This is a genomic window from Hydrogenophaga sp., assembly GCF_030656115.1.
In the GTDB taxonomy this organism is placed as follows: domain Bacteria; phylum Pseudomonadota; class Gammaproteobacteria; order Burkholderiales; family Burkholderiaceae_C; genus Hydrogenophaga.
On record NZ_JAUSOO010000147.1, the window covers coordinates 1 to 19467 of the forward strand.

Genomic DNA, 19467 nt, shown 5'->3' on the forward strand with positions numbered 1-19467 from the left:
TTCCACCGAGGCGCACGCCACGCTGGCCGTGGCCATGAACCGCATTGGCGGCAAGAGCAACACCGGCGAAGGCGGCGAAGACGCACTGCGCTACCGCAACGAGCTCAAAGGCATCCCGATCAAGCAGGGTCAGACCATGTCCGACCTGCTGGGCAAGGACGTGTTTGAGGTGGACTACACGCTGCAAGACGGCGACTCGATGCGCTCGAAGATCAAGCAGGTGGCGTCGGGCCGTTTCGGTGTCACCGCCGAATACCTCAACAGCGCCGACCAGATCCAGATCAAGATGGCCCAAGGCGCCAAGCCCGGCGAGGGTGGTCAGTTGCCCGGTGGCAAGGTGAGCGACTACATCGGCAAGCTGCGCCACAGCGTGCCGGGCGTGGGCCTCATTTCGCCGCCGCCGCACCACGACATCTACTCCATTGAAGACCTGGCGCAGCTGATCCACGACCTGAAAAACGTGGCGCCGCACAGCGACATCAGCGTGAAGCTGGTGTCTGAAATCGGCGTGGGCACCATCGCCGCCGGCGTGGCCAAGTGCAAGGCCGACCATGTGGTCATCGCCGGCCACGACGGTGGCACGGGCGCCTCGCCCTGGTCGTCCATCAAGCACGCGGGCAGCCCATGGGAAATCGGCTTGGCCGAAACCCAGCAAACGCTGGTGCTCAACCGCCTGCGCAGCCGCATCCGCGTGCAGGCCGACGGCCAGATGAAGACCGGCCGCGACGTCGTCATCGGCGCGCTGCTGGGTGCCGACGAGTTTGGCTTCGCCACCGCACCGCTGGTGGTCGAGGGCTGCATCATGATGCGCAAGTGCCACCTGAACACCTGCCCGGTGGGCGTGGCCACGCAAGACCCAGCGCTGCGCAAAAAATTCAGCGGCAAGCCCGAGCACGTCGTCAACTACTTCTTCTTCATCGCCGAAGAAGCGCGCCAGATCATGGCGCAGCTGGGCATCCGCAAGTTCGACGATCTGGTGGGTCGCGCCGACCTGCTGGACACCAAGCAAGGCATTGAGCACTGGAAAGCGCGTGGCCTGGACTTCAGCCGCCTGCTGGCCATGCCCGCCGTACCGGCCGATGTGCCGCGCTTCCACACCCAAACGCAAGAGCACGGCCTGGAGAAGTCGCTGGACAACATCCTGATTGCCAAGTCGCGCCCTGCCATTGACAAGGGTGAGCGTGTGCAGTTCATTGAGGTAGCACGCAACGTCAACCGCTCGGTGGGCGCCATGCTCTCCGGCGCCGTGACGCAGGTGCATCCCGAAGGCCTGCCCGACGACACCATCCGCATCCAGCTTGAAGGCACGGGCGGGCAGTCGTTTGGTGCGTTCCTCACGCGCGGCATCACGCTGTACCTGATTGGTGACGCCAACGACTACACCGGCAAAGGTCTGTCTGGCGGCCGCGTGGTGGTGCGCCCCAGTATCGACTTCCGGGGCGAAGCATCGCGCAACATCATCGTGGGCAACACCGTCATGTACGGCGCCACCACGGGTGAAGCGTTCTTCAGCGGCGTGGCCGGTGAGCGCTTTGCGGTGCGCCTGTCGGGCGCCACCGCGGTGGTCGAAGGCACGGGCGACCACGGTTGTGAATACATGACCGGCGGCACTGTGGCCGTGCTGGGCAAGACCGGGCGCAACTTTGCGGCCGGCATGAGCGGCGGCGTGGCTTATGTGTACGACGAAGACGGTCAGTTCGCCAAGCGCTGCAACACCGCCATGGTCAGCATGGACAAGGTGCTGAGCGCGGCTGAGCAGGAAGCCACCATGGACCGCGCCATCTGGCACCGCGACCAGACCGACGAAGCGCAGCTGAAGAAACTGCTGGAAGACCACAACCGCTGGACCGGCAGCAAGCGCGCCCGCGAGCTGCTGGACACCTGGGCTGAGTCGCGCGGCAAGTTCGTGAAGGTGTTCCCTAACGAATACAAACGCGCCCTGGGCGAGATCCATGCCCGCAAATCAGCCGCTGCGGCCACCACCAAAGCACAGGGCACGGCCAAGCAGGTTGCAGCCGCCAAGTAAGCCCGCAACGCACGCACACGAAGGACACACATCATGGGAAAAGTCACCGGCTTCATGGAATTCGAGCGTCTGGAAGAGGGCTACAAGCCCGTTCCTGAGCGCCTGAAACACTACAAAGAGTTCGTGGTGGGCCTCACCGCCGACCAGGCCAAAGTGCAGGCTGCGCGCTGCATGGACTGCGGCACGCCGTTTTGCAACAACGGCTGCCCGGTCAACAACATCATTCCGGACTTCAACGACCTGGTGTTCCAGGGCGACTGGAAGAACGCCATCACGGTGCTGCACAGCACCAACAACTTCCCTGAGTTCACGGGCCGCATCTGCCCCGCACCGTGCGAGGCGGCTTGCACGCTGAACGTGAACGACGACGCGGTGGGCATCAAGTCCATCGAGCACGCCATCATCGATCGCGCCTGGGCCGAGGGCTGGGTGCTGCCGCAGCCGCCCAAACACAAAACCGGCAAAAAAGTGGCCGTGGTGGGCTCAGGCCCCGCTGGCATGGCCGCCGCCCAGCAACTGGCGCGTGTGGGTCACGACGTGACCTTGTTCGAGAAAAACGACCGCGTGGGCGGCCTGCTGCGCTACGGCATTCCCGACTTCAAAATGGAGAAGTCGCACATTGACCGCCGCGTGGCACAGATGCAAGCCGAAGGCGTGGTGTTTCGCACCGGCGTGATGGTGGGCGAACTGCCCAAAGGCAGCAAGGTGACCAACTGGGCCAAGGAAACCATCAGCCCGGAACAGCTTCAGCACGACTTTGATGCTGTGCTGCTCACCGGCGGTTCCGAGCAGAGCCGCGACCTGCCCGTGCCGGGCCGCGACCTGGACGGCATCCACTTCGCGATGGAGTTCCTGCCCCAGCAAAACAAGGTCAATGCGGGCGACAAGCTCAAGGGGCAGTTGCGCGCCGACGGCAAGCACGTGATCGTGATCGGTGGTGGCGACACCGGCAGCGACTGCGTGGGCACCAGCAACCGCCACGGCGCCGTCAGCGTCACCCAGTTCGAGGTGATGCCTCAGCCTCCCGAGCAAGAAAACAAGCCGCTGGTGTGGCCCTACTGGCCGCTCAAGCTGCGCACCAGCTCCAGCCACGAAGAAGGCTGCACCCGCGAATTTGCCGTGTCCACCAAGGCCTTCAAAGGCGAAAAGGGCAAGGTCACCGGGCTCACGACCGTGCACGTTGAAATGAAAGACGGCAAGTTGGTCGAAATTGCGGGCACCGAAAAGGAATACAAAGCCGACCTGGTGTTGCTGGCCATGGGCTTTGTGAATCCGGTGCCCACCGTGCTCGATGCCTTCGGTGTGGACAAAGACGGTCGTGGCAACGCCAAAGCCAGCACCGACTTCCACGGTGGTTACGCCACCAACGTGCCCAAGGTGTTTGCCGCAGGCGACATGCGCCGGGGCCAGTCGCTGGTGGTCTGGGCCATTCGCGAAGGCCGACAGGCAGCGCGCTCGGTGGATGAGTTCCTGATGGGCTATTCCGACCTGCCACGTTGACATGGCCCCACCACCGCCGCGCTGCGCGCGACCTCCTCAAGGGGGCGATGCGGGTGGCCCGGCGGAGCCGGTTCTGCGATGGCCAGGGTGGGACGCACCGTTGTTCCACCTAGGATTTACCCTCATGCGACAATCACCGGCTATATGCACGGCCCCATGAGCGAACCCCCTTTCATTGAAATTGACCACGTCACGTTTGGCTACGACAGCCGGCGTACGATCCTCAGCGACCTGACGCTGAACTTTGCGCGTGGCAAGGTCACGGCGGTGCTGGGTGGTTCCGGTTGCGGCAAGACCACCCTGTTGCGCCTGATTGGTGGCGTGCATGCGGCCAACAGCGGGCGTGTGGTGTTCGACGGCGAGGTCATTGACTCCCGCAACAAAGCCCAGCTGTTTCGCCTGCGCCGCCGCCTGGGCATGCTGTTTCAGTTCGGTGCGCTGTTCACCGACCTGTCGGTGTTCGACAACGTGGCCTTTCCGCTGCGCGAGATGACCGATTTGCCCGAGTCGCTGATCCGCGACATCGTGCTGATGAAACTCAATGCCGTGGGCCTGCGCGGCGCGGCGGGGCTGCGCATCAGCGAGGTGTCGGGCGGCATGGCGCGGCGCATTGCGCTGGCCCGTGCCATTGCGCTGGATCCCGAACTCATCATGTACGACGAGCCCTTCGCTGGGCTCGACCTGGTGTCCATGGGGGTGGCGGCCAAGCTGATTCGCACCCTGACCGATGTGACCGGTGCCACCACGCTGCTGATTTCCCACGACGTGCCGCAGTGTATGGCCATCAGCGACTGGGTGGTGCTCATGGCCACCGGCGGGCGCATTGTGGCCCAAGGCACGCCGGCAGAGTTGATGGCCAGTGACGAGCCCGAGGTGCGCCAGTTCGTGCGTGGCGAGCCCGACGGACCGGTGAAATTCCATTACCCGGCACCGTCCGTGGCGGTCGACTTTGGCCTGGAGGCTTCGCGATGAACCTGCTGCAGCAGCTGGGCCGCCGTGCCCTGGACGTGTTGGCGGCCTGGGGCCATGGCGCCTTGTTCTTTATGGAGCTGATCAAGGCCGTGCCAGCCGGTTTGGCCCGGTTTGGCCTGGTGGTGACGCAGATCCACGCCATTGGCAACCGCTCGCTGGTCATCATTCTGGCCTCGGGCCTGGCGGTGGGTTTCGTGCTGGCCTTGCAGCTCTACAACACGCTCACCAATTTTGGTGCCGCCGAGTCGCTGGGCCTGGTGGTCAATTTGTCGCTGGTGCGTGAGCTTGGCCCAGTGGTCACGGCGCTGCTGTTCGCGGGCCGTGCTGGCACCTCGCTGACCGCCGAGATCGGCCTGATGAAAGCCGGCGAGCAGATTGCCGCCATGGAGCTGATGGCCATTGACCCGCGCAAGCGCGTGCTGGCGCCGCGTTTCATTGCCGGCGTCATCGCCATGCCGTTGCTGGCGGCGCTGTTTTCGGCCATTGGCATTCTGGGTGCCTGGGTGGTCGCGGTGGGCCTGATCGGCATTGACGCTGGTAATTTCTGGTCGATCCAGCAAAACGGTGTGGATGTGTGGCGCGATGTGGGCAATGGCGTGGTGAAAAGCGCTGTGTTTGGCGTCATTTGCACCGCCGTGGCCTTGTACCAGGGATACGAGACCGAAGCCACGCCCGAAGGCGTGGCCTACGCCACCACGCGCACGGTGGTGACCGCCTCGCTGGGTGTGCTGGCGATGGACTTCATCCTCACCGCCCTGATGTTTTCGACCCCTTGATCACCGAGCAGCTGACGTATGAACAAAAGAAGTATTGAAATCCTCGTGGGCCTGTTTGTCGTGTTGGGCGCGGCGGGTCTTCTCTTTCTGGCACTCAAGGCCGCCAACCTCGGCAGTTTCACCAACGGTGGTACCACCTACACGGTGCAGGCGCGCTTTGACAACATCGGGGGCCTGAAAGCCCGGGCGCCGGTGCGCTCTGCTGGCGTCAATGTGGGTCGCGTCACCAGCGTCACGCTCGACGCTCAGACCTTTCAAGGCTTGGTGACGATGGAAGTGAACCAAGGCATCTTGTTTCCCAAAGACTCGTCGGCCAAAATTCTCACAGCCGGTTTGCTGGGCGACCAATACATTGGCATTGAGCCCGGTGGCGACGAACGCAACCTGGCTGCGGGTGACGTGATCACACAGACCCAGTCGGCCATGGTGCTGGAAAACCTGATTGGGCAATTCCTGTTCAACAAGGCAGCAGACGGTGGAACGGGTGGCGCCGACTGAGGTGCTGGCCCGCGCGTTTGGGCGCTCTGGCGGGCCAGCGCAACGGACACAGCCAGCGGTTCGTTTCAATCAACAACAACGGGTACACAACCCAGGGGGTGTCAACATGTTCATGCCATCGATCTTGGGCCGTTCCATGGTGGGCGTGGTCTTGGTCGCGTTCATGAGTGGCTGCGCCAGCGGTCCCAATGCCAACCCGCAAGACCCGCTGGAGCCGTTCAACAGGGACATGTCTGTGTTCAATGAGTCGGTGGATTCGATGGTGCTCAAGCCGGTGGCCACGGTCTACCGCGATGCGACCCCTGATCTGGTGCGCACCGGTGTCAGCAATTTCTTCTCCAACCTGGGCGATGTGTGGTCCTTCATCAACGCGGCCTTGCAACTGCGACCGCGTGAGGCGAGCGAGAATTTTTTGCGCGTGGGTGTGAACACCGCGTTTGGACTGGGCGGTGTGCTTGACGTGGCTTCTGAAATGGGCATTGAACGCACCCGCCTGGACTTTGGTCAGACCCTCGGTCGCTGGGGCGTGCCTTCAGGCCCTTACCTGGTGCTGCCCATTTTTGGTCCGTCTTCGTTCCGGGACGCGGCGGGGTTTGGTGTGGAAACCCAAGGCGACTTGATCCAGCGGCTGGACAGTGTCTCCACCCGCAACTCGCTGATCGTGCTGAGGGCGGTCGAAACCCGGGCCAATCTGTTGCGAGCCACCTCCATGCTTGAAGGGGCTGCGCTCGACAAGTACAGTTTCACGCGCGACGTGTACCTGCGCCGCCGCCAGAGTCAAATTGAAGACTTGATTGATCTGGGCATCGGTGTGCGCAACGGTTCAGAAGATACACAAGACAGCAAATGAGAGACACCGGTGGTGGAACCCCGACCTGTCGGATCTGCTCCAATTGAAAGCATCGCACCTTTTTGCGTGCGGTAGACAGAGGGCCGATGGCCCGGAAAGGCACATGATGTTGAAGCGACGCACTTGGCTGAGCGGATGGATGGTTCTGGTTGCGGCCATGCTGGCGCTGCCCGTTCAAGCAACCGAAGAAACACCTGATGCGCTGGTCAAGCGCATTTCGGGTGAGGTCATGGCCGCGGTCAAAGCCGACCCCGCGATCCAGGCCGGCGATGTGAACCGCATCATCGCGTTGGTGGACGGCAAAATCATGCCCAGCGTCAACTTTGCCCGCATGACGTCGTCGGCCGTGGGGCGTTATTGGCGCCAGGCCACGCCCGAGCAGCAAAAGCAGCTCCAAGACGAGTTCAAGACCCTGCTGGTGCGCACCTACGCGGGCGCTCTCGGGGAAGTGAAGGACCAGACGGTGAGCTTTCGCCCCCTGCGCTCGCGCCCGGAAGACACCGAGGTGGTGGTTCGCTCCGAGGTGCGCGGTCGTGGTGATCCGATCCAGCTCGATTACAGGCTGGAGAAAACCCCCAACGGCTGGAAAATTTACGATCTGAACGTCTTGGGCGTGTGGCTGGTGGAAACCTACCGCACCCAGTTTGCGCAGGAAATCAATGCCAAGGGCATCGACGGCCTGATCGCCACGCTGGTGCAGCGCAACAAGAGCAACACCGCCAAGGCAGGTTGATGGCTGCGCCGTTGACCACCGCTGCAGCGCCCATGGCTGTGTCCGCGCTGCCTGAGCAACTGACCATGCACGTAGCGGCCAAGGTGTTGGACCAGCTGAGCCAGACGCTGGCTCAGCAGTCGGCTCAGACGGTGGTGCTGGATGCGCAGTCGCTGCGTGTGTTTGACTCGTCGGCGGTGGCTGTCTTGCTCGAATTGCGGCGCCGGTTGGTGTCCCGTGGCAAGACGCTTCAGCTGGCCCATTCGCCCACCCGGCTGCAGCAGTTGGTGACGCTTTACGGCGTCGGCGAGTTGCTGCCAGGCTGAGGCCCGGCCTGGTCACCCTTGGCACGCTGAAGCGCGTCCAGGTGATGAACAACCGCCGCCCCAGCATGTCTTGCGCGTCCAGCGAAGCCGGCAGTGGCTCAGGGGCTTAAAATCACCGGTTCGCTTTCGGTGTACAGATGTCCTGTGTTCCGTGGGTGTCTCTTGGGGTGCCGCCTCCACAATGCCAGCTGTCTCTTTCCAACACGTTTCCAAAATATTCCCTTCGCCCCGTGGTGATCTGCACGCCCTCAAGGACGTGTCGTTTGATGTTCAGCCGGGCGAATTTTTTGGTTTGCTGGGCCCCAACGGCGCTGGCAAAACCACACTCATCAGCATCTTGGCAGGTCTTACCCGCGCCAGCAGTGGCCGCGTGTTGGTGCACGGCAAAGACGTGCAGGCCGATTACCAAGCCGCCCGCCGCCAGCTCGGCGTGGTGCCGCAGGAGCTGGTGTTTGACCCTTTTTTCAACGTGCGAGAGGCGCTCCGGTTTCAGTCGGGCTATTTTGGTATCCGCCACAACGAGGCCTGGATCAACGAACTGCTGGACGGTCTGGGCTTGGCCGACAAAGCGGGCTCCAACATGCGCCAGCTCTCGGGGGGCATGAAACGCCGGGTGTTGATTGCGCAGGCGCTGGTGCACAAGCCGCCGGTGATCGTGCTGGACGAACCCACCGCTGGCGTGGACGTGGAACTGCGCCAGACGCTGTGGCAGTTCATTTCTGATTTGAACAAACGCCTGGGCAGTACGGTGCTGCTGACCACGCATTACCTGGAAGAGGCCGAAGCGCTGTGTGGCCGCCTGGCCATGCTCAAGCAGGGGCAGGTGGTGGCGTTGGAGTCGACCTCGGTGCTGCTGGCGCGTGCCGCGTCCAATGTGTTGCGTTTCAAAACCGATGCCACCTTGCCACCCGAGCTGGCGGCGCAAGCGCGCATCACCGGACGTGTGGTGCAACTGCCCGCCAACGATGCCCACGCGGTGGAGCGTGTCCTGGCACGTCTGCGCGAGTTGGGCGTGGTGGCGCAAGACATCGAGATACGCAAGGCCGATCTGGAAGATGTGTTTCTGGAGCTGACCGGTAGCCATGTCCGACCGGCCACACCAGTGCTGGCCCTGGACGAGGTGGACGTATGAGCGGTTGGCAGGCTCTGTTTTATAAAGAAATTCTGCGTTTCTGGAAGGTGGGTTTCCAGACCGTGGCCGCTCCGGTGATCACCGCCATTCTGTATCTGATGATCTTTGGCCATGTGCTTGAGGGCCGGGTACAGGTGTACGGCACGGTGGGCTACACCGCCTTTTTGTTGCCGGGCTTGGTGATGATGAGTGTGTTGCAAAACGCCTTTGCCAACAGCTCGTCGTCCATGGTGCAGAGCAAGGTCATGGGCAACCTGGTGTTTTTGTTGCTTACGCCGCTGTCGCACCGCGCCTGGTTTGTGGCCTATGTCGGATCGTCCGTGGTGCGAGGTCTGGCGGTGGGATCGGGCGTGATGCTGGCCACGTGGTGGTTTGCCCAGCCGTCCCTCGTGGCACCGCTGTGGATCGTGGTGTTCGCTGTGCTGGGTGCTGCGCTGTTGGGTGCGCTGGGTCTGATTGCGGGTCTGTGGGCCGAGAAGTTCGACCAAATGGCTGCCTTTCAAAACTTCATCATCATGCCCATGACATTTTTGTCGGGCGTGTTCTACTCCATCCATTCCTTGCCCGAGTTCTGGCAACAAGTCAGCCACCTCAATCCGTTTTTCTACATGATTGACGGTTTCCGTTACGGCTTTTTTGGTGTGAGCGATGTGTCGCCTTGGCTCAGTCTGAGCATTGTGGGGGTGGCGCTCGCCGGAGTGAGCGCCCTGGCGCTGTACCTGCTGCGCACGGGCTACAAAATTCGCCACTAGCATGCCCGGACCCGCTCGTGTGCCCGCTGGGCGCTGCCGCCTCCGATCGTCTGGCCTGTTGCGAGAGCACTGTGCTCGATGCACCGTTCACCCGGTGATTCAACCTTCCATTTTCCCCGACCCGTTATGACCGCTGACCAACTGCAACAACTCATCGCCGCCGGCTTGCCCTGCGAGCACCTGGACGTCACCGGTGACGGCCGCCACTGGGCGGCTGTGGTGGTGTCACCCGCTTTCGAGGGCATGCGCGCCATTGCCCGTCACAAGCGTGTCTACGCCACGCTGGGTGAGCGTATCCACAACGATGAGGTTCACGCCCTGTCCATGAAAACTTTCACGCCCGCCGAGTGGGCGCAACAACCCTGAACCCAGCCTGAGCCGCTCCATGGACAAACTGCGAATCACCGGTGGCCGCACGCTGCACGGCGAAGTGACTATTTCTGGCGCCAAAAACGCCGCGCTGCCTGAACTCTGTGCGGCACTGCTGACGTGTGAGCCGGTCACGTTGACCAATGTGCCGCGCTTGCGCGACGTGGCCACCATGCGCCAGTTGCTGGACCACATGGGCGTGCAAACCCAGACCCATGGCGCGCGCGGTGGCATGACGCTGCACGCGGCCGATTCGATCAACCCCGAAGCGCCCTACGAACTGGTCAAGACCATGCGAGCGTCGGTGCTGGTGCTGGGCCCGCTGCTGGCGCGCTTTGGCCGTGCACGCGTGTCGTTGCCCGGGGGGTGTGCCATAGGTTCGCGTCCGGTGGACCAGCACATCAAAGGCATGCAAGCCATGGGGGCCGAGATTCTGGTGGAGCACGGCTACATGGTGGCTCAACTGGCCGGCGGCAAAAAGCGCCTGCAGGGAGCCCGTATTGCCACCGACATGGTCACCGTCACCGGCACCGAAAACTTCTTGATGGCCGCCACGCTGGCCGAGGGCGAAACCCTGCTGGAAAACGCGGCCCAAGAGCCTGAGATTGCCGATCTGGCCGAGATGCTGATCGCCATGGGCGCAAAAATTGAAGGCCACGGCACCAGCCGCATCCACATTCAGGGCGTTGAGCGTCTGCACGGCTGCACCCACCAAGTGGTGGCCGACCGTATTGAAGCCGGTACCTTCCTGTGTGCCGTGGCCGCCACGGGTGGCGACGTGGTGTTGCGCCACGGCCGCGCCGACCACCTCGACGCCGTGATCGACAAGCTGATTGAAGCGGGCGCTGATATTGCAGCGGGCCAAGATGCGGACGGCGACTTTATTCGGGTCCGTTCCACCGGTCGTCTGAAAGCCCAGGGTTTTCGCACCACCGAATACCCCGGTTTCCCGACCGACATGCAGGCCCAGTTCATGGCGCTCAATTGCATTTCGCACGGCACGGCCAAGGTGACCGAAACCATTTTTGAAAACCGCTTCATGCACGTCAACGAAATGGTGCGTTTGGGTGCAAAGATCCAGATCGATGGCAAGGTCGCGGTGGTGGAGGGCACTGAAAAACTCTCCGGCGCCACCGTGATGGCCACCGACTTGCGCGCTTCCGCCAGCCTGGTGATCGCCGGCCTGGTGGCCGAGGGCGACACCATCGTGGACCGCATCTACCACCTGGACCGGGGTTACGACCAGATGGAAGAAAAATTGCGCGGCATTGGCGCCAACATTGAACGCATCAAATGATCACCTTAGCCCTGTCCAAAGGACGCATCTTTGACGAAACCCTGCCGCTGCTGGCCACCGCTGGCATTGAGGTGCTGGAAGATCCCGAGAAGTCGCGCAAGCTGATTTTGCCGACCAACCAGCCCGGCGTGCGCGTGGTGCTGGTGCGTGCCACCGACGTACCCACCTACGTGGAATACGGTGGTGCCGACATGGGGGTGACTGGCAAAGACACGCTGATTGAGCACGGCGGGCAAGGCTTGTACCAGCCGCTGGACCTGAAGATCGCCGCGTGCCGCATGAGTGTGGCGGTGCGGGCTGACTTCGATTACGCCAGCGCCGTGCGCCAGGGCTCACGCCTGAAAGTGGCCACCAAATACACCACAATAGCCCGCGAATTTTTCGCCAGCAAGGGTGTGCATGTGGATCTGATCAAGCTGTATGGCAGCATGGAATTGGCCCCGCTGACCGGCCTGGCCGATGCCATCGTGGACCTGGTGTCTACCGGCAACACGCTCAAGGCCAACCACCTGGTGGAAGTGGAGCGCATCATGGACATCAGCTCACGCTTGGTGGTCAACCAGGCTGCCCTCAAGCTCAAACAGGCTGCCATTCGACCCATCATCAACGCCTTCTCTCAGGCTATCGAAAGAAACGCCGTTCCGTCATGAACCTTACCGCCGCTCCGCTTTGCCTGTCCACCCGTGCGTCCGATTTTGAGGCGCAGTTTGCCGCGCGTCTGCATTGGTCGGCCGACGCCGACAGTGCGATTGAGCAGCGGGTGGCCGACATCCTGGCCGATGTGAAGCAGCGCGGCGATGTGGCCGTGCTCGAGTACACCGCCCGTTTTGACGGTCTGCAGGCCCCCAGCCTGGGTGCGCTGGAGCTGACGCAAGCGGAGTTGAAGGCGGCTTTTGATGCACTGCCCGATGCCCAGCGCCGTGCGCTGGAATCGGCTGCACGCCGTGTGCGCGTTTACCACGAAGCCCAGAAGAAAGCCAGTGGCGAGAGCTGGAGCTACCGCGACGAAGACGGCACTTTGTTGGGCCAAAAGGTCACGCCGCTGGACCGTGTGGGCATTTATGTGCCAGGTGGCAAGGCCGCGTATCCGTCCAGCGTGCTGATGAACGCCATTCCAGCCCACGTGGCCGGCGTGGGCGAGATCATCATGGTGGTGCCGACGCCGCGCGGTGAAAAAAACGCATTGGTGCTCGCCGCCGCCTATGTGGCCGGCGTTACCCGGGCCTTCACCATCGGCGGCGCACAGGCCGTGGCCGCGCTGGCTTATGGCACGGCCACCGTGCCCAAGGTGGACAAAATCACCGGTCCCGGCAACGCCTATGTGGCCAGCGCCAAGAAGCGTGTGTTTGGCACCGTGGGCATTGACATGATCGCCGGTCCGAGCGAAATCCTGGTGTTGGCCGACGGCAGCACACCGGCTGACTGGGTGGCGATGGACCTGTTCAGCCAGGCCGAGCACGACGAACTGGCGCAAAGCATTTTGTTGTGCCCCGACGCCGCGTACATCGACGCCGTGCAGGCCGCCATTCACCGCCTGTTGCCCACCATGCCGCGCGCGGCCATCATCGCCAAGAGCTTGAACGACCGGGGTGCGCTCATCCTTACGCGTGACATGGAAGAGGCTTGCGCTATCAGCAACCGCATCGCGCCCGAGCACCTGGAGGTGTCCAGCAGCGAGCCGCACCGCTGGGAACCACTGCTCAGACACGCTGGAGCCATCTTTCTGGGGGCCTACACCAGCGAGAGCCTGGGCGACTACTGCGCCGGCCCCAACCACGTGCTGCCCACCAGTGGCACCGCCCGTTTTTCCTCACCGCTGGGTGTCTACGACTTCCAAAAGCGCAGCAGCCTCATCGAGGTCAGTGCCGCTGGCGCCCAGACGCTGGGCACCGTTGCGGCCGAGCTGGCCTATGGCGAAGGCCTGCAGGCCCACGCCCGCGCCGCCGAGCTGCGCTTGGATGTGGTGCCGCCGATGCGGGCAACGAAATGACTGCCATGAACACCCCGAACCCCTTGCGCTTCATCCGTCAGGACGTCCAGTCCATGCAGGCCTACGCCATCCAGGACGCGACCGGCATGGTCAAGCTCGATGCGATGGAGAACCCCTTTACCTTGTCCCCCGAGCTACAAGCCGAGTTGGGCCAACGCCTGGGCGCTGTGGCCATCAACCGCTACCCCGGTGCCCGCATTGACGACCTGAAGCTGGCGTTGGCGCGTTATGTGGACTTGCCTGAGGGTTGCGGACTGATGCTGGGCAACGGCTCCGACGAGCTCATTTCCCTGCTGGCCATGGTCTGCGACGTGCCCGGCGCGTCCATCCTGGCGCCGCTGCCTGGTTTTGTGATGTACGCCATGGGCGCCCAATTGCAGGGACTGGCTTTCCACGGGGTTCCCCTTTCGGCCGACTTTGAGCTCGACGAGCCCGCCATGCTGACCGCGCTGCGCGAGCACCAGCCTGCCATCACCTACATCGCTTACCCCAACAACCCCACCGCCAACCTGTGGGATGCCGGCGTGATCCGTCGGCTGATCGCCGAGGCCGCCACGTTCGGCGGCCTGGTGGTCATGGACGAGGCTTACCAGCCGTTTTCCAGCCGCAGTTGGCTCGACGAAATCCGCGCCCACCCCGCAGCCAATGCCAACGTGTTGCTGATGCGCACCTTGTCCAAATTTGGTCTGGCCGGCGTGCGCCTGGGCTATATGCTGGGCGCGCAGGCGCTGGTGCAAGAGGTGGACAAACTGCGCCCGCCTTACAACGTGAGCGTGCTCAACGCCGAATGTGCCCTGTTTGCGTTAGAACATGCCCATGTGTTTGCACAACAGGCCAGCCAGATCCGCGAACAGCGTGCGCTGTTGATGCAGGCGCTGGCCAACATGCCGGGCGTGACGCCCTTTCCGAGCGAAGCCAACATGGTGCTGGTGCGGGTGCCCGATGCCGGGCGCAGCTTCGACGGCCTCAAGGCGCATGGCGTGCTGGTCAAGAATGTTTCTAAAATGCATCCATTGTTGAACAATTGTTTGCGCCTGACGGTGGGAACAACGGCCGAAAATGCCCAGTTGATCGACGCCCTTCAAATTTCCCTATGACCCAGATGCCTTCTGCAACCCCTGTGGCCGACCGTGTGGCGCAAGTGCAGCGCAACACCGCGGAAACGCAAATCAGCATCCGCGTCAACCTGGACGGTACCGGCGTGGCCAGCCTGTCCACCGGCATCGGTTTTTTTGACCACATGCTTGACCAGATCGCCCGCCACGGGCTGATCGATCTCGACATCCAGGCCCAAGGCGACCTGCATATTGACGGCCACCACACGGTGGAGGACGTGGGCATCACGCTTGGCCAGGCCTTTGCGCAGGCCGTGGGCGACAAAAAAGGCATTCGCCGCTACGGCCACGCCTACGTGCCGCTGGACGAAGCGCTCTCGCGCGTGGTGGTCGACTTTTCCGGCCGCCCCGGGCTGCACATGCGCGTGCCGTTCAAAAGCGGCATGGTGGGCGGGTTCGACACCCAGCTGGCGTTTGAATTTTTTCAGGGCTTCGTCAACCATGCCGGCGTCACGTTGCACATCGACAACCTGCACGGTGAAAACGCCCACCACCAGGCCGAAACCGTGTTCAAAGCCTTTGCCCGCGCTTTGCGCATGGCACTGGAACGTGATGCCCGCATGGGCGATGTGATTCCCTCCACCAAAGGCTCCCTCTGAGCTTGTCCATCTGATGAAACGCAAGACAGTCGCCGTGGTGGACTACGGCAGTGGCAACCTGCGCTCGGTGTCGCAGGCCGTGAAACACGTTGCACTGGCCAGCGACGTGGAGGTGCTGGTCACCTCCCACGCCCAAGAGGTGCTGGACGCCGATCGCGTGGTATTGCCAGGCCAGGGCCACATGGCCGATTGCATGCGCGAGCTGGCCACGTCGGGCCTGTTGGACGCCGTGTTGCACGCTGCAGCGAGCAAGCCGCTGTTCGGGGTGTGTGTGGGCATGCAAATGCTGCTGGAGCGCAGCGAAGAGGGCCCCACCGAGGGGCTGGGTCTGATACCCGGCGAAGTGGTGCGCTTTCGCCTGGAAGGCCGACTGCAGGCCGACGGTAGCCGCTTCAAGGTACCGCAAATGGGCTGGAACCAGGTCTTTCACGACCTCGGTCGTGGTCCAGACCACCCGCTGTGGGACGGCATAGCCGACGGCGCTTACTTTTATTTTGTCCACAGCTACTACGGCAAGCCGGCCAACCCGCAGCACAGCGTGGGTGAGGCCGACTATGGCGGCCGCTTTGCAGCGGCCATTGCCCGCGACAACATTTTCGCCACCCAGTTTCACCCCGAAAAAAGCGCCGATCAGGGTTTGGCGCTGTACCGCAACTTCCTCCACTGGAAGCCCTGACTTCAATCGTTTTCTTCTGATACCGACACCATCATGCTGCTGATTCCTGCCATTGATCTGAAAGACGGCCAGTGCGTTCGCCTCAAACAGGGCGACATGGACCAATCCACGGTGTTTGGTGAAGACCCTGCCGCCATCGCGCGCAGTTGGGTTGACAAAGGCGCTCGCCGTGTGCACTTGGTGGACCTGAACGGCGCTTTCGCTGGCAAACCGAAAAACGAACAAGCCATTCGCGCCATCTTGAAAGAGATCGGCTCCGAGGTGGACGTGCAGCTCGGTGGCGGCATTCGCGATCTCGACACGATCGAGCGCTACCTGGATGCCGGCTTGCGCTACGTCATCATCGGCACCGCAGCCGTGAAAAACCCCGGTTTCCTGCAAGACGCCTGCACCGCTTTCGGCGGCCACATCATCGTGGGTCTGGACGCCAAAGACGGCAAAGTGGCCACCGACGGCTGGAGCAAACTCACCGGTCACGAGGTGGTTGATCTGGGCAAAAAATTCGAAGACTACGGCGTCGAATCCATCATTTACACCGACATCGGCCGCGATGGCATGCTGTCTGGCATCAACATTGAAGCCACCGTCAAGCTGGCGCAAGCCCTGTCCATTCCGGTCATTGCCTCGGGCGGTCTGTCCAATCTGGACGACATTCGCGCCCTGTGTGGCGTGGAGGACGAAGGGGTCGAAGGCGTCATTTGTGGCCGCTCCATCTACAGCGGTGACCTGGATTTTGAAGCTGCACAATTGCTGGCCGACGACCTCAACGGATGAATACAGTCCTACTGAGAACCGCCCACCATGCTCGCTAAACGCATCATTCCTTGTCTGGACGTGACCGGTGGCCGTGTGGTCAAGGGTGTCAATTTTGTTGAGTTGCGCGACGCAGGCGATCCGGTCGAAATTGCGGCCCGTTACAACGACCAGGGCGCAGACGAGTTGACCTTTCTGGACATCACCGCCACCAGCGACGGCCGCGACCTGATCTTGCACATTATCGAAGCCGTGGCCTCACAGGTTTTTATTCCGCTCACTGTGGGTGGCGGTGTGCGCACGGTGGACGATGTGCGGCGATTGCTCAATGCCGGGGCCGACAAAACCAGTTTCAATTCGGCCGCACTGGCCAATCCGCAAGTCATCCGCGACGCCTCCGACAAATACGGTGCCCAGTGCATCGTGGTGGCCATCGACGCCAAGCGCCGTTTCGGTGAAGACGTGCTGGCCCGTGGCGAGGGATGGGACGTTTACAGCCACGGTGGGCGCAAAAACACCGGACTCGATGCCGTGACCTGGGCCCGCAAAATGGCCGAACACGGTGCGGGCGAAATTTTGCTCACCAGCATGGACCGCGACGGCACCAAAAGCGGCTTCGACCTGGCGCTGACCCGTGCCGTGGCCGACGCGGTCGACGTGCCTGTGATCGCTTCAGGCGGCGTGGGCAATCTGGACCACTTGGCCGACGGCGTGCAGCAGGGCAGGGCGGACGCGGTGCTGGCGGCCAGCATTTTTCACTACGGTGAATACACCGTGGCCCAGGCCAAAGCGCGCATGGCTGAGCGCGGTATCCCCGTGCGCCTTTAGGGGGTTTGCCTCGTTTTCAGGTGCGGAAAGCGCGCCTTTACAGCGCGTTGGGGTGTTGCTTCAGTTGTCGCTCCAGCCGGTCTTCCATCTCACCAATGCTGGCGCCCAGACCGTTTCCGGTTTGTTCGACCACCTCGGTCAGCGCCGTTTGCAGGCGGTTTATCCTTTGGAGGGTCTCCTCCGACAGTTCCTGTTCGCGGGCGGCTGTGGCCTGCAGTTCGGTCTGCAAAAACTGGCGCAATTCGGTGAATCTGGATGCCTCGGCCTTGTCCGCCAACGCACGCTGCTCAGCCACTTCGCGGGTGATGCGCCTCACCTCCATCAGATGGACCGTCTGGTAGTACACCAGAGCGAGCAAAAACACGACCAGCACCAAGGCCAGCATGCCCAGCAGCACAAGACCCAGCGGAGCCTGGACCTCGGCCAGCGCAAAGTTGAGGGTTGTCGGTGCCAAGATGGCTTCAAAGTTGAGCGCCACAAAACCGGCGACCAGCAAGATGAAGATGATCAGAAAAAGGGTGCGAAATTTCATGGGGCTCCTCCCGGTGCAGGCTGCGTCAGCAGGGGGCTGGGCGGTGAATGCAAGGGCCATCGTACGCCCAATCCTGCTCAAGCCGTCCAAGCCATGCAGGGCGCATGGTAGATTCACCGCATGAACTGGATTGAAGAAGTGAAATGGGACGCACAAGGCTTGGTCCCAGCCATTGCGCAAGAAGCGGCAACCGGCGACGTGTTGATGTTTGCCTGGATGAACCGCGATGCGCTGGAAAAAACAGCTGAGTTGGGGCGTGCGGTCTACTTCAGCCGGTCGCGGGGCAAGCTCTGGTTCAAGGGCGAAGAGTCCGGGCATGTGCAAATGGTCCACGATATTCGCTTGGACTGTGACAACGATGTGCTCCTGCTCAAGGTGACCCAACTGGGGCACGAGCCCGGTATCGCCTGCCACACTGGGCGCCACAGTTGTTTCTTCCAGCGCTACGAAGGCGGCGCCTGGCACGCAGTGGACCCGGTGCTCAAAGACCCTGAATCCATTTACAAATAACGCTATGTCCAACACCGATGACTTGGCACGCCTGGCGGCCGTGATCGAAAGCCGCAAGCCGGCCAACGGCGGCGATCCCGAGAAAAGCTACGTCGCCCGCTTGCTCCACAGGGGCCCTGATGCCTTCCTGAAAAAAATCGGCGAAGAGGCGACCGAGGCCGTCATGGCGGCCAAAGACTGCGACCACGGCGGGGATAGCCAGAAACTGGTCAACGAAATTGCCGACCTCTGGTTTCACAGCATGATTGCGCTGGCCCACTATGGCAAAACACCGGCCGACGTGGTGACCGAACTGGTGCGCCGCGAGGGTTTGAGCGGCCTGGAAGAAAAGGCGATGAGGAAAGTCCTGGTGCGCGAATACGAATCCCGGTCATCGGAGGGCCATTCATGAGCGACATCATCGACGTCAAAGCCATCGACAGTGAAAAAGCCCAGTCGCTCAAAAGCGTGGGCTGGGTGAGTTACATCCTGCACCTGATCGTGGCGGTGGCAGCGGTGTTGCCTGGCGCTCAAGTGGGCGCAGGCTTGCTCATCGTGGCGCTGGTGATTGACTTGGTGAAGAAATCAGACGCCGAGGGCACTTGGCAGGCCAGCCATTTTTCGTGGCGCATCCGCACCGTGATCTGGGCTGGCGTGCTGTACGTCGTCACCATCCCGCTCTGGTTTCTCCTTGTGTTGCCCGGCATGATTGCCTGGGCCCTGATTTCCATCTGGTTTCTCTACCGCATCGTCAAAGGCCTGGTGCGCATGAACGCCAACCAACCTATGCCTGACTAACTTTCCATGCGTGCACACGACCCCAACTGCATTTTCTGCAGAATCATTGCTGGGCAGATTCCATCCAAAAAAGTGTATGAAGATGAAGATATCTTCGCCTTCCACGACATCCATCCCTGGGCGCCGGTGCACTTTCTCATGGTGCCTAAACTCCACATTCCGTCCATGGCGCAGTTGGGCCCCGAGCATGAGCGTCTGATGGGGCGCATGATGTTGCTGGCGCCCCAACTCGCGGCAGAGCAGGGGTGCAACCCCTATCCCGACGGTGGCTTTCGCATGGTGTGCAACACCGGCACCGAGGGGGGGCAAGAGGTGCACCATTTGCATGTTCACGTCATGGGTGGTCCGCGTCCCTGGCTGCGCGGCTGATCTGCTAACCGCATGCCAGGGTGGCGATCTTGCCTGAGGCGGGTTTTTTGCCAGGACCCGTGCTGAACTCTTGGGCCGGCTTAGAATCCCACTCCAAGCGTTCAACGC

The 19467-nt window shown here is 62.2% G+C and carries 24 protein-coding genes; 23 read left to right on the top strand and 1 reads right to left on the bottom strand.

The annotated features are described in order from the left end of the window. The 19 genes from Q7J58_RS19460 to hisF all read left to right on the top strand — a co-directional run. The coding region (locus tag Q7J58_RS19460; RefSeq protein WP_304831322.1) for a glutamate synthase-related protein at window positions 1-2026 on the top strand (2026 nt) is incomplete at its 5' end. A 33-nt stretch (window positions 2027-2059) separates the two neighbouring features. Beyond that, entirely contained in the window at window positions 2060-3526 is a 1467-nt protein-coding gene (locus tag Q7J58_RS19465; protein ID WP_304831324.1) for a glutamate synthase subunit beta, read from the top strand. 156 nt (window positions 3527-3682) lie between these two features. Beyond that, window positions 3683-4498 carry an ATP-binding cassette domain-containing protein gene (locus tag Q7J58_RS19470; protein WP_304831326.1) on the top strand — a complete coding sequence of 272 codons (816 nt, stop codon included), beginning with the start codon at window positions 3683-3685 and terminating at the stop codon, window positions 4496-4498. After that, complete coding sequence (gene mlaE / locus Q7J58_RS19475) at window positions 4495-5274, top strand: lipid asymmetry maintenance ABC transporter permease subunit MlaE (RefSeq protein WP_304831327.1); 780 nt, start codon at window positions 4495-4497, stop codon at window positions 5272-5274. Before Q7J58_RS19470 ends, mlaE begins: the two co-directional genes overlap by 4 nt. Window positions 5275-5292: 18 nt before the next feature. Next, window positions 5293-5772 carry an outer membrane lipid asymmetry maintenance protein MlaD gene (gene mlaD, locus Q7J58_RS19480; protein ID WP_304831329.1) on the top strand — a complete coding sequence of 160 codons (480 nt, stop codon included), beginning with the start codon at window positions 5293-5295 and terminating at the stop codon, window positions 5770-5772. 112 nt (window positions 5773-5884) lie between these two features. Then, the gene (locus tag Q7J58_RS19485; RefSeq protein WP_304831331.1) at window positions 5885-6622 is read left to right on the top strand and encodes a VacJ family lipoprotein; all 738 of its coding nucleotides are present in this window, start codon (window positions 5885-5887) and stop codon (window positions 6620-6622) included. 103 nt (window positions 6623-6725) lie between these two features. Next, complete coding sequence (locus Q7J58_RS19490; protein ID WP_304831333.1) at window positions 6726-7355, top strand: ABC transporter substrate-binding protein; 630 nt, start codon at window positions 6726-6728, stop codon at window positions 7353-7355. Next, on the top strand, window positions 7355-7660 hold the full coding sequence (locus Q7J58_RS19495; RefSeq protein WP_304831335.1) for an STAS domain-containing protein: 306 nt from the start codon (window positions 7355-7357) through the stop codon (window positions 7658-7660). Before Q7J58_RS19490 ends, Q7J58_RS19495 begins: the two co-directional genes overlap by 1 nt. Before the next feature lie 181 nt (window positions 7661-7841). Beyond that, complete coding sequence (locus tag Q7J58_RS19500) at window positions 7842-8792, top strand: ABC transporter ATP-binding protein (RefSeq protein WP_304831336.1); 951 nt, start codon at window positions 7842-7844, stop codon at window positions 8790-8792. After that, complete coding sequence (locus tag Q7J58_RS19505) at window positions 8789-9544, top strand: ABC transporter permease (RefSeq protein WP_304831338.1); 756 nt, start codon at window positions 8789-8791, stop codon at window positions 9542-9544. The genes Q7J58_RS19500 and Q7J58_RS19505 overlap by 4 nt, the downstream gene beginning before the upstream one ends. A gap of 126 nt (window positions 9545-9670) precedes the next feature. Next, entirely contained in the window at window positions 9671-9910 is a 240-nt protein-coding gene (locus tag Q7J58_RS19510) for a BolA family protein (protein WP_304831340.1), read from the top strand. A 19-nt stretch (window positions 9911-9929) separates the two neighbouring features. Then, a complete protein-coding gene (gene murA, locus Q7J58_RS19515) occupies window positions 9930-11210 on the top strand; it encodes a UDP-N-acetylglucosamine 1-carboxyvinyltransferase (RefSeq protein WP_304831342.1) in 1281 nt (426 codons plus the stop codon). Continuing rightward, on the top strand, window positions 11207-11860 hold the full coding sequence (gene hisG, locus Q7J58_RS19520; protein ID WP_304831344.1) for an ATP phosphoribosyltransferase: 654 nt from the start codon (window positions 11207-11209) through the stop codon (window positions 11858-11860). The genes murA and hisG overlap by 4 nt, the downstream gene beginning before the upstream one ends. Continuing rightward, on the top strand, window positions 11857-13200 hold the full coding sequence (gene hisD, locus Q7J58_RS19525; protein ID WP_304831346.1) for a histidinol dehydrogenase: 1344 nt from the start codon (window positions 11857-11859) through the stop codon (window positions 13198-13200). The genes hisG and hisD overlap by 4 nt, the downstream gene beginning before the upstream one ends. Beyond that, complete coding sequence (gene hisC / locus Q7J58_RS19530; RefSeq protein ID WP_304831348.1) at window positions 13197-14297, top strand: histidinol-phosphate transaminase; 1101 nt, start codon at window positions 13197-13199, stop codon at window positions 14295-14297. The genes hisD and hisC overlap by 4 nt, the downstream gene beginning before the upstream one ends. Next, entirely contained in the window at window positions 14294-14914 is a 621-nt protein-coding gene (hisB, locus tag Q7J58_RS19535; protein WP_304831350.1) for an imidazoleglycerol-phosphate dehydratase HisB, read from the top strand. Before hisC ends, hisB begins: the two co-directional genes overlap by 4 nt. Before the next feature lie 13 nt (window positions 14915-14927). Continuing rightward, window positions 14928-15590, top strand: coding sequence for an imidazole glycerol phosphate synthase subunit HisH (gene hisH / locus Q7J58_RS19540; protein ID WP_304831352.1), 663 nt, complete (start codon window positions 14928-14930; stop codon window positions 15588-15590). A gap of 33 nt (window positions 15591-15623) precedes the next feature. After that, window positions 15624-16364, top strand: a complete 741-nt coding sequence (hisA, locus tag Q7J58_RS19545; RefSeq protein ID WP_304831354.1) for a 1-(5-phosphoribosyl)-5-[(5-phosphoribosylamino)methylideneamino]imidazole-4-carboxamide isomerase — start codon at window positions 15624-15626, stop codon at window positions 16362-16364. A 27-nt stretch (window positions 16365-16391) separates the two neighbouring features. Beyond that, window positions 16392-17171 carry an imidazole glycerol phosphate synthase subunit HisF gene (hisF, locus tag Q7J58_RS19550; protein WP_304831356.1) on the top strand — a complete coding sequence of 260 codons (780 nt, stop codon included), beginning with the start codon at window positions 16392-16394 and terminating at the stop codon, window positions 17169-17171. 37 nt (window positions 17172-17208) lie between these two features. Here the strand turns inward: hisF and Q7J58_RS19555 are convergent, their stop codons facing one another. Next, window positions 17209-17703, bottom strand: coding sequence for a lipopolysaccharide assembly protein LapA domain-containing protein (locus Q7J58_RS19555; RefSeq protein WP_304831357.1), 495 nt, complete (start codon window positions 17701-17703; stop codon window positions 17209-17211). Window positions 17704-17814: 111 nt separating this feature from the next. On the opposite strand from Q7J58_RS19555, the gene hisI reads away from it, so the two are divergent. The 4 genes from hisI to Q7J58_RS19575 are packed head-to-tail and all read left to right on the top strand — an operon-like array spanning window position 17815 to window position 19359. After that, complete coding sequence (gene hisI, locus Q7J58_RS19560) at window positions 17815-18213, top strand: phosphoribosyl-AMP cyclohydrolase (protein WP_304831391.1); 399 nt, start codon at window positions 17815-17817, stop codon at window positions 18211-18213. 4 nt (window positions 18214-18217) lie between these two features. After that, window positions 18218-18604 (top strand): phosphoribosyl-ATP diphosphatase, encoded by a 387-nt coding sequence (locus Q7J58_RS19565; protein ID WP_304831358.1) that lies wholly within the window; start codon window positions 18218-18220, stop codon window positions 18602-18604. Beyond that, window positions 18601-18990, top strand: coding sequence for a hypothetical protein (locus Q7J58_RS19570; protein WP_304831359.1), 390 nt, complete (start codon window positions 18601-18603; stop codon window positions 18988-18990). The genes Q7J58_RS19565 and Q7J58_RS19570 overlap by 4 nt, the downstream gene beginning before the upstream one ends. 6 nt (window positions 18991-18996) lie before the next feature. After that, window positions 18997-19359 (top strand): histidine triad nucleotide-binding protein, encoded by a 363-nt coding sequence (locus Q7J58_RS19575; protein ID WP_304831360.1) that lies wholly within the window; start codon window positions 18997-18999, stop codon window positions 19357-19359. Window positions 19360-19467 lie beyond the last annotated feature (108 nt).

Bases quoted from the DNA above. Each gene is read 5' to 3' on its own strand.
- Q7J58_RS19465 (WP_304831324.1), top strand. From the start codon at position 2,060: ATGGGAAAAGTCACCGGCTTCATGGAATTCGAGCGTCTGGAAGAGGGC.
- Q7J58_RS19470 (WP_304831326.1), top strand. From the start codon at position 3,683: ATGAGCGAACCCCCTTTCATTGAAATTGACCACGTCACGTTTGGCTAC.
- mlaE (WP_304831327.1), top strand. From the start codon at position 4,495: ATGAACCTGCTGCAGCAGCTGGGCCGCCGTGCCCTGGACGTGTTGGCG.
- mlaD (WP_304831329.1), top strand. From the start codon at position 5,293: ATGAACAAAAGAAGTATTGAAATCCTCGTGGGCCTGTTTGTCGTGTTG.
- Q7J58_RS19485 (WP_304831331.1), top strand. From the start codon at position 5,885: ATGCCATCGATCTTGGGCCGTTCCATGGTGGGCGTGGTCTTGGTCGCG.
- Q7J58_RS19490 (WP_304831333.1), top strand. From the start codon at position 6,726: ATGATGTTGAAGCGACGCACTTGGCTGAGCGGATGGATGGTTCTGGTT.
- Q7J58_RS19495 (WP_304831335.1), top strand. From the start codon at position 7,355: ATGGCTGCGCCGTTGACCACCGCTGCAGCGCCCATGGCTGTGTCCGCG.
- Q7J58_RS19500 (WP_304831336.1), top strand. From the start codon at position 7,842: ATGCCAGCTGTCTCTTTCCAACACGTTTCCAAAATATTCCCTTCGCCC.
- Q7J58_RS19505 (WP_304831338.1), top strand. From the start codon at position 8,789: ATGAGCGGTTGGCAGGCTCTGTTTTATAAAGAAATTCTGCGTTTCTGG.
- Q7J58_RS19510 (WP_304831340.1), top strand. From the start codon at position 9,671: ATGACCGCTGACCAACTGCAACAACTCATCGCCGCCGGCTTGCCCTGC.
- murA (WP_304831342.1), top strand. From the start codon at position 9,930: ATGGACAAACTGCGAATCACCGGTGGCCGCACGCTGCACGGCGAAGTG.
- hisG (WP_304831344.1), top strand. From the start codon at position 11,207: ATGATCACCTTAGCCCTGTCCAAAGGACGCATCTTTGACGAAACCCTG.
- hisD (WP_304831346.1), top strand. From the start codon at position 11,857: ATGAACCTTACCGCCGCTCCGCTTTGCCTGTCCACCCGTGCGTCCGAT.
- hisC (WP_304831348.1), top strand. From the start codon at position 13,197: ATGACTGCCATGAACACCCCGAACCCCTTGCGCTTCATCCGTCAGGAC.
- hisB (WP_304831350.1), top strand. From the start codon at position 14,294: ATGACCCAGATGCCTTCTGCAACCCCTGTGGCCGACCGTGTGGCGCAA.
- hisH (WP_304831352.1), top strand. From the start codon at position 14,928: ATGAAACGCAAGACAGTCGCCGTGGTGGACTACGGCAGTGGCAACCTG.
- hisA (WP_304831354.1), top strand. From the start codon at position 15,624: ATGCTGCTGATTCCTGCCATTGATCTGAAAGACGGCCAGTGCGTTCGC.
- hisF (WP_304831356.1), top strand. From the start codon at position 16,392: ATGCTCGCTAAACGCATCATTCCTTGTCTGGACGTGACCGGTGGCCGT.
- Q7J58_RS19555 (WP_304831357.1), bottom strand. From the start codon at position 17,703: ATGAAATTTCGCACCCTTTTTCTGATCATCTTCATCTTGCTGGTCGCC.
- Q7J58_RS19565 (WP_304831358.1), top strand. From the start codon at position 18,218: ATGTCCAACACCGATGACTTGGCACGCCTGGCGGCCGTGATCGAAAGC.
- Q7J58_RS19570 (WP_304831359.1), top strand. From the start codon at position 18,601: ATGAGCGACATCATCGACGTCAAAGCCATCGACAGTGAAAAAGCCCAG.
- Q7J58_RS19575 (WP_304831360.1), top strand. From the start codon at position 18,997: ATGCGTGCACACGACCCCAACTGCATTTTCTGCAGAATCATTGCTGGG.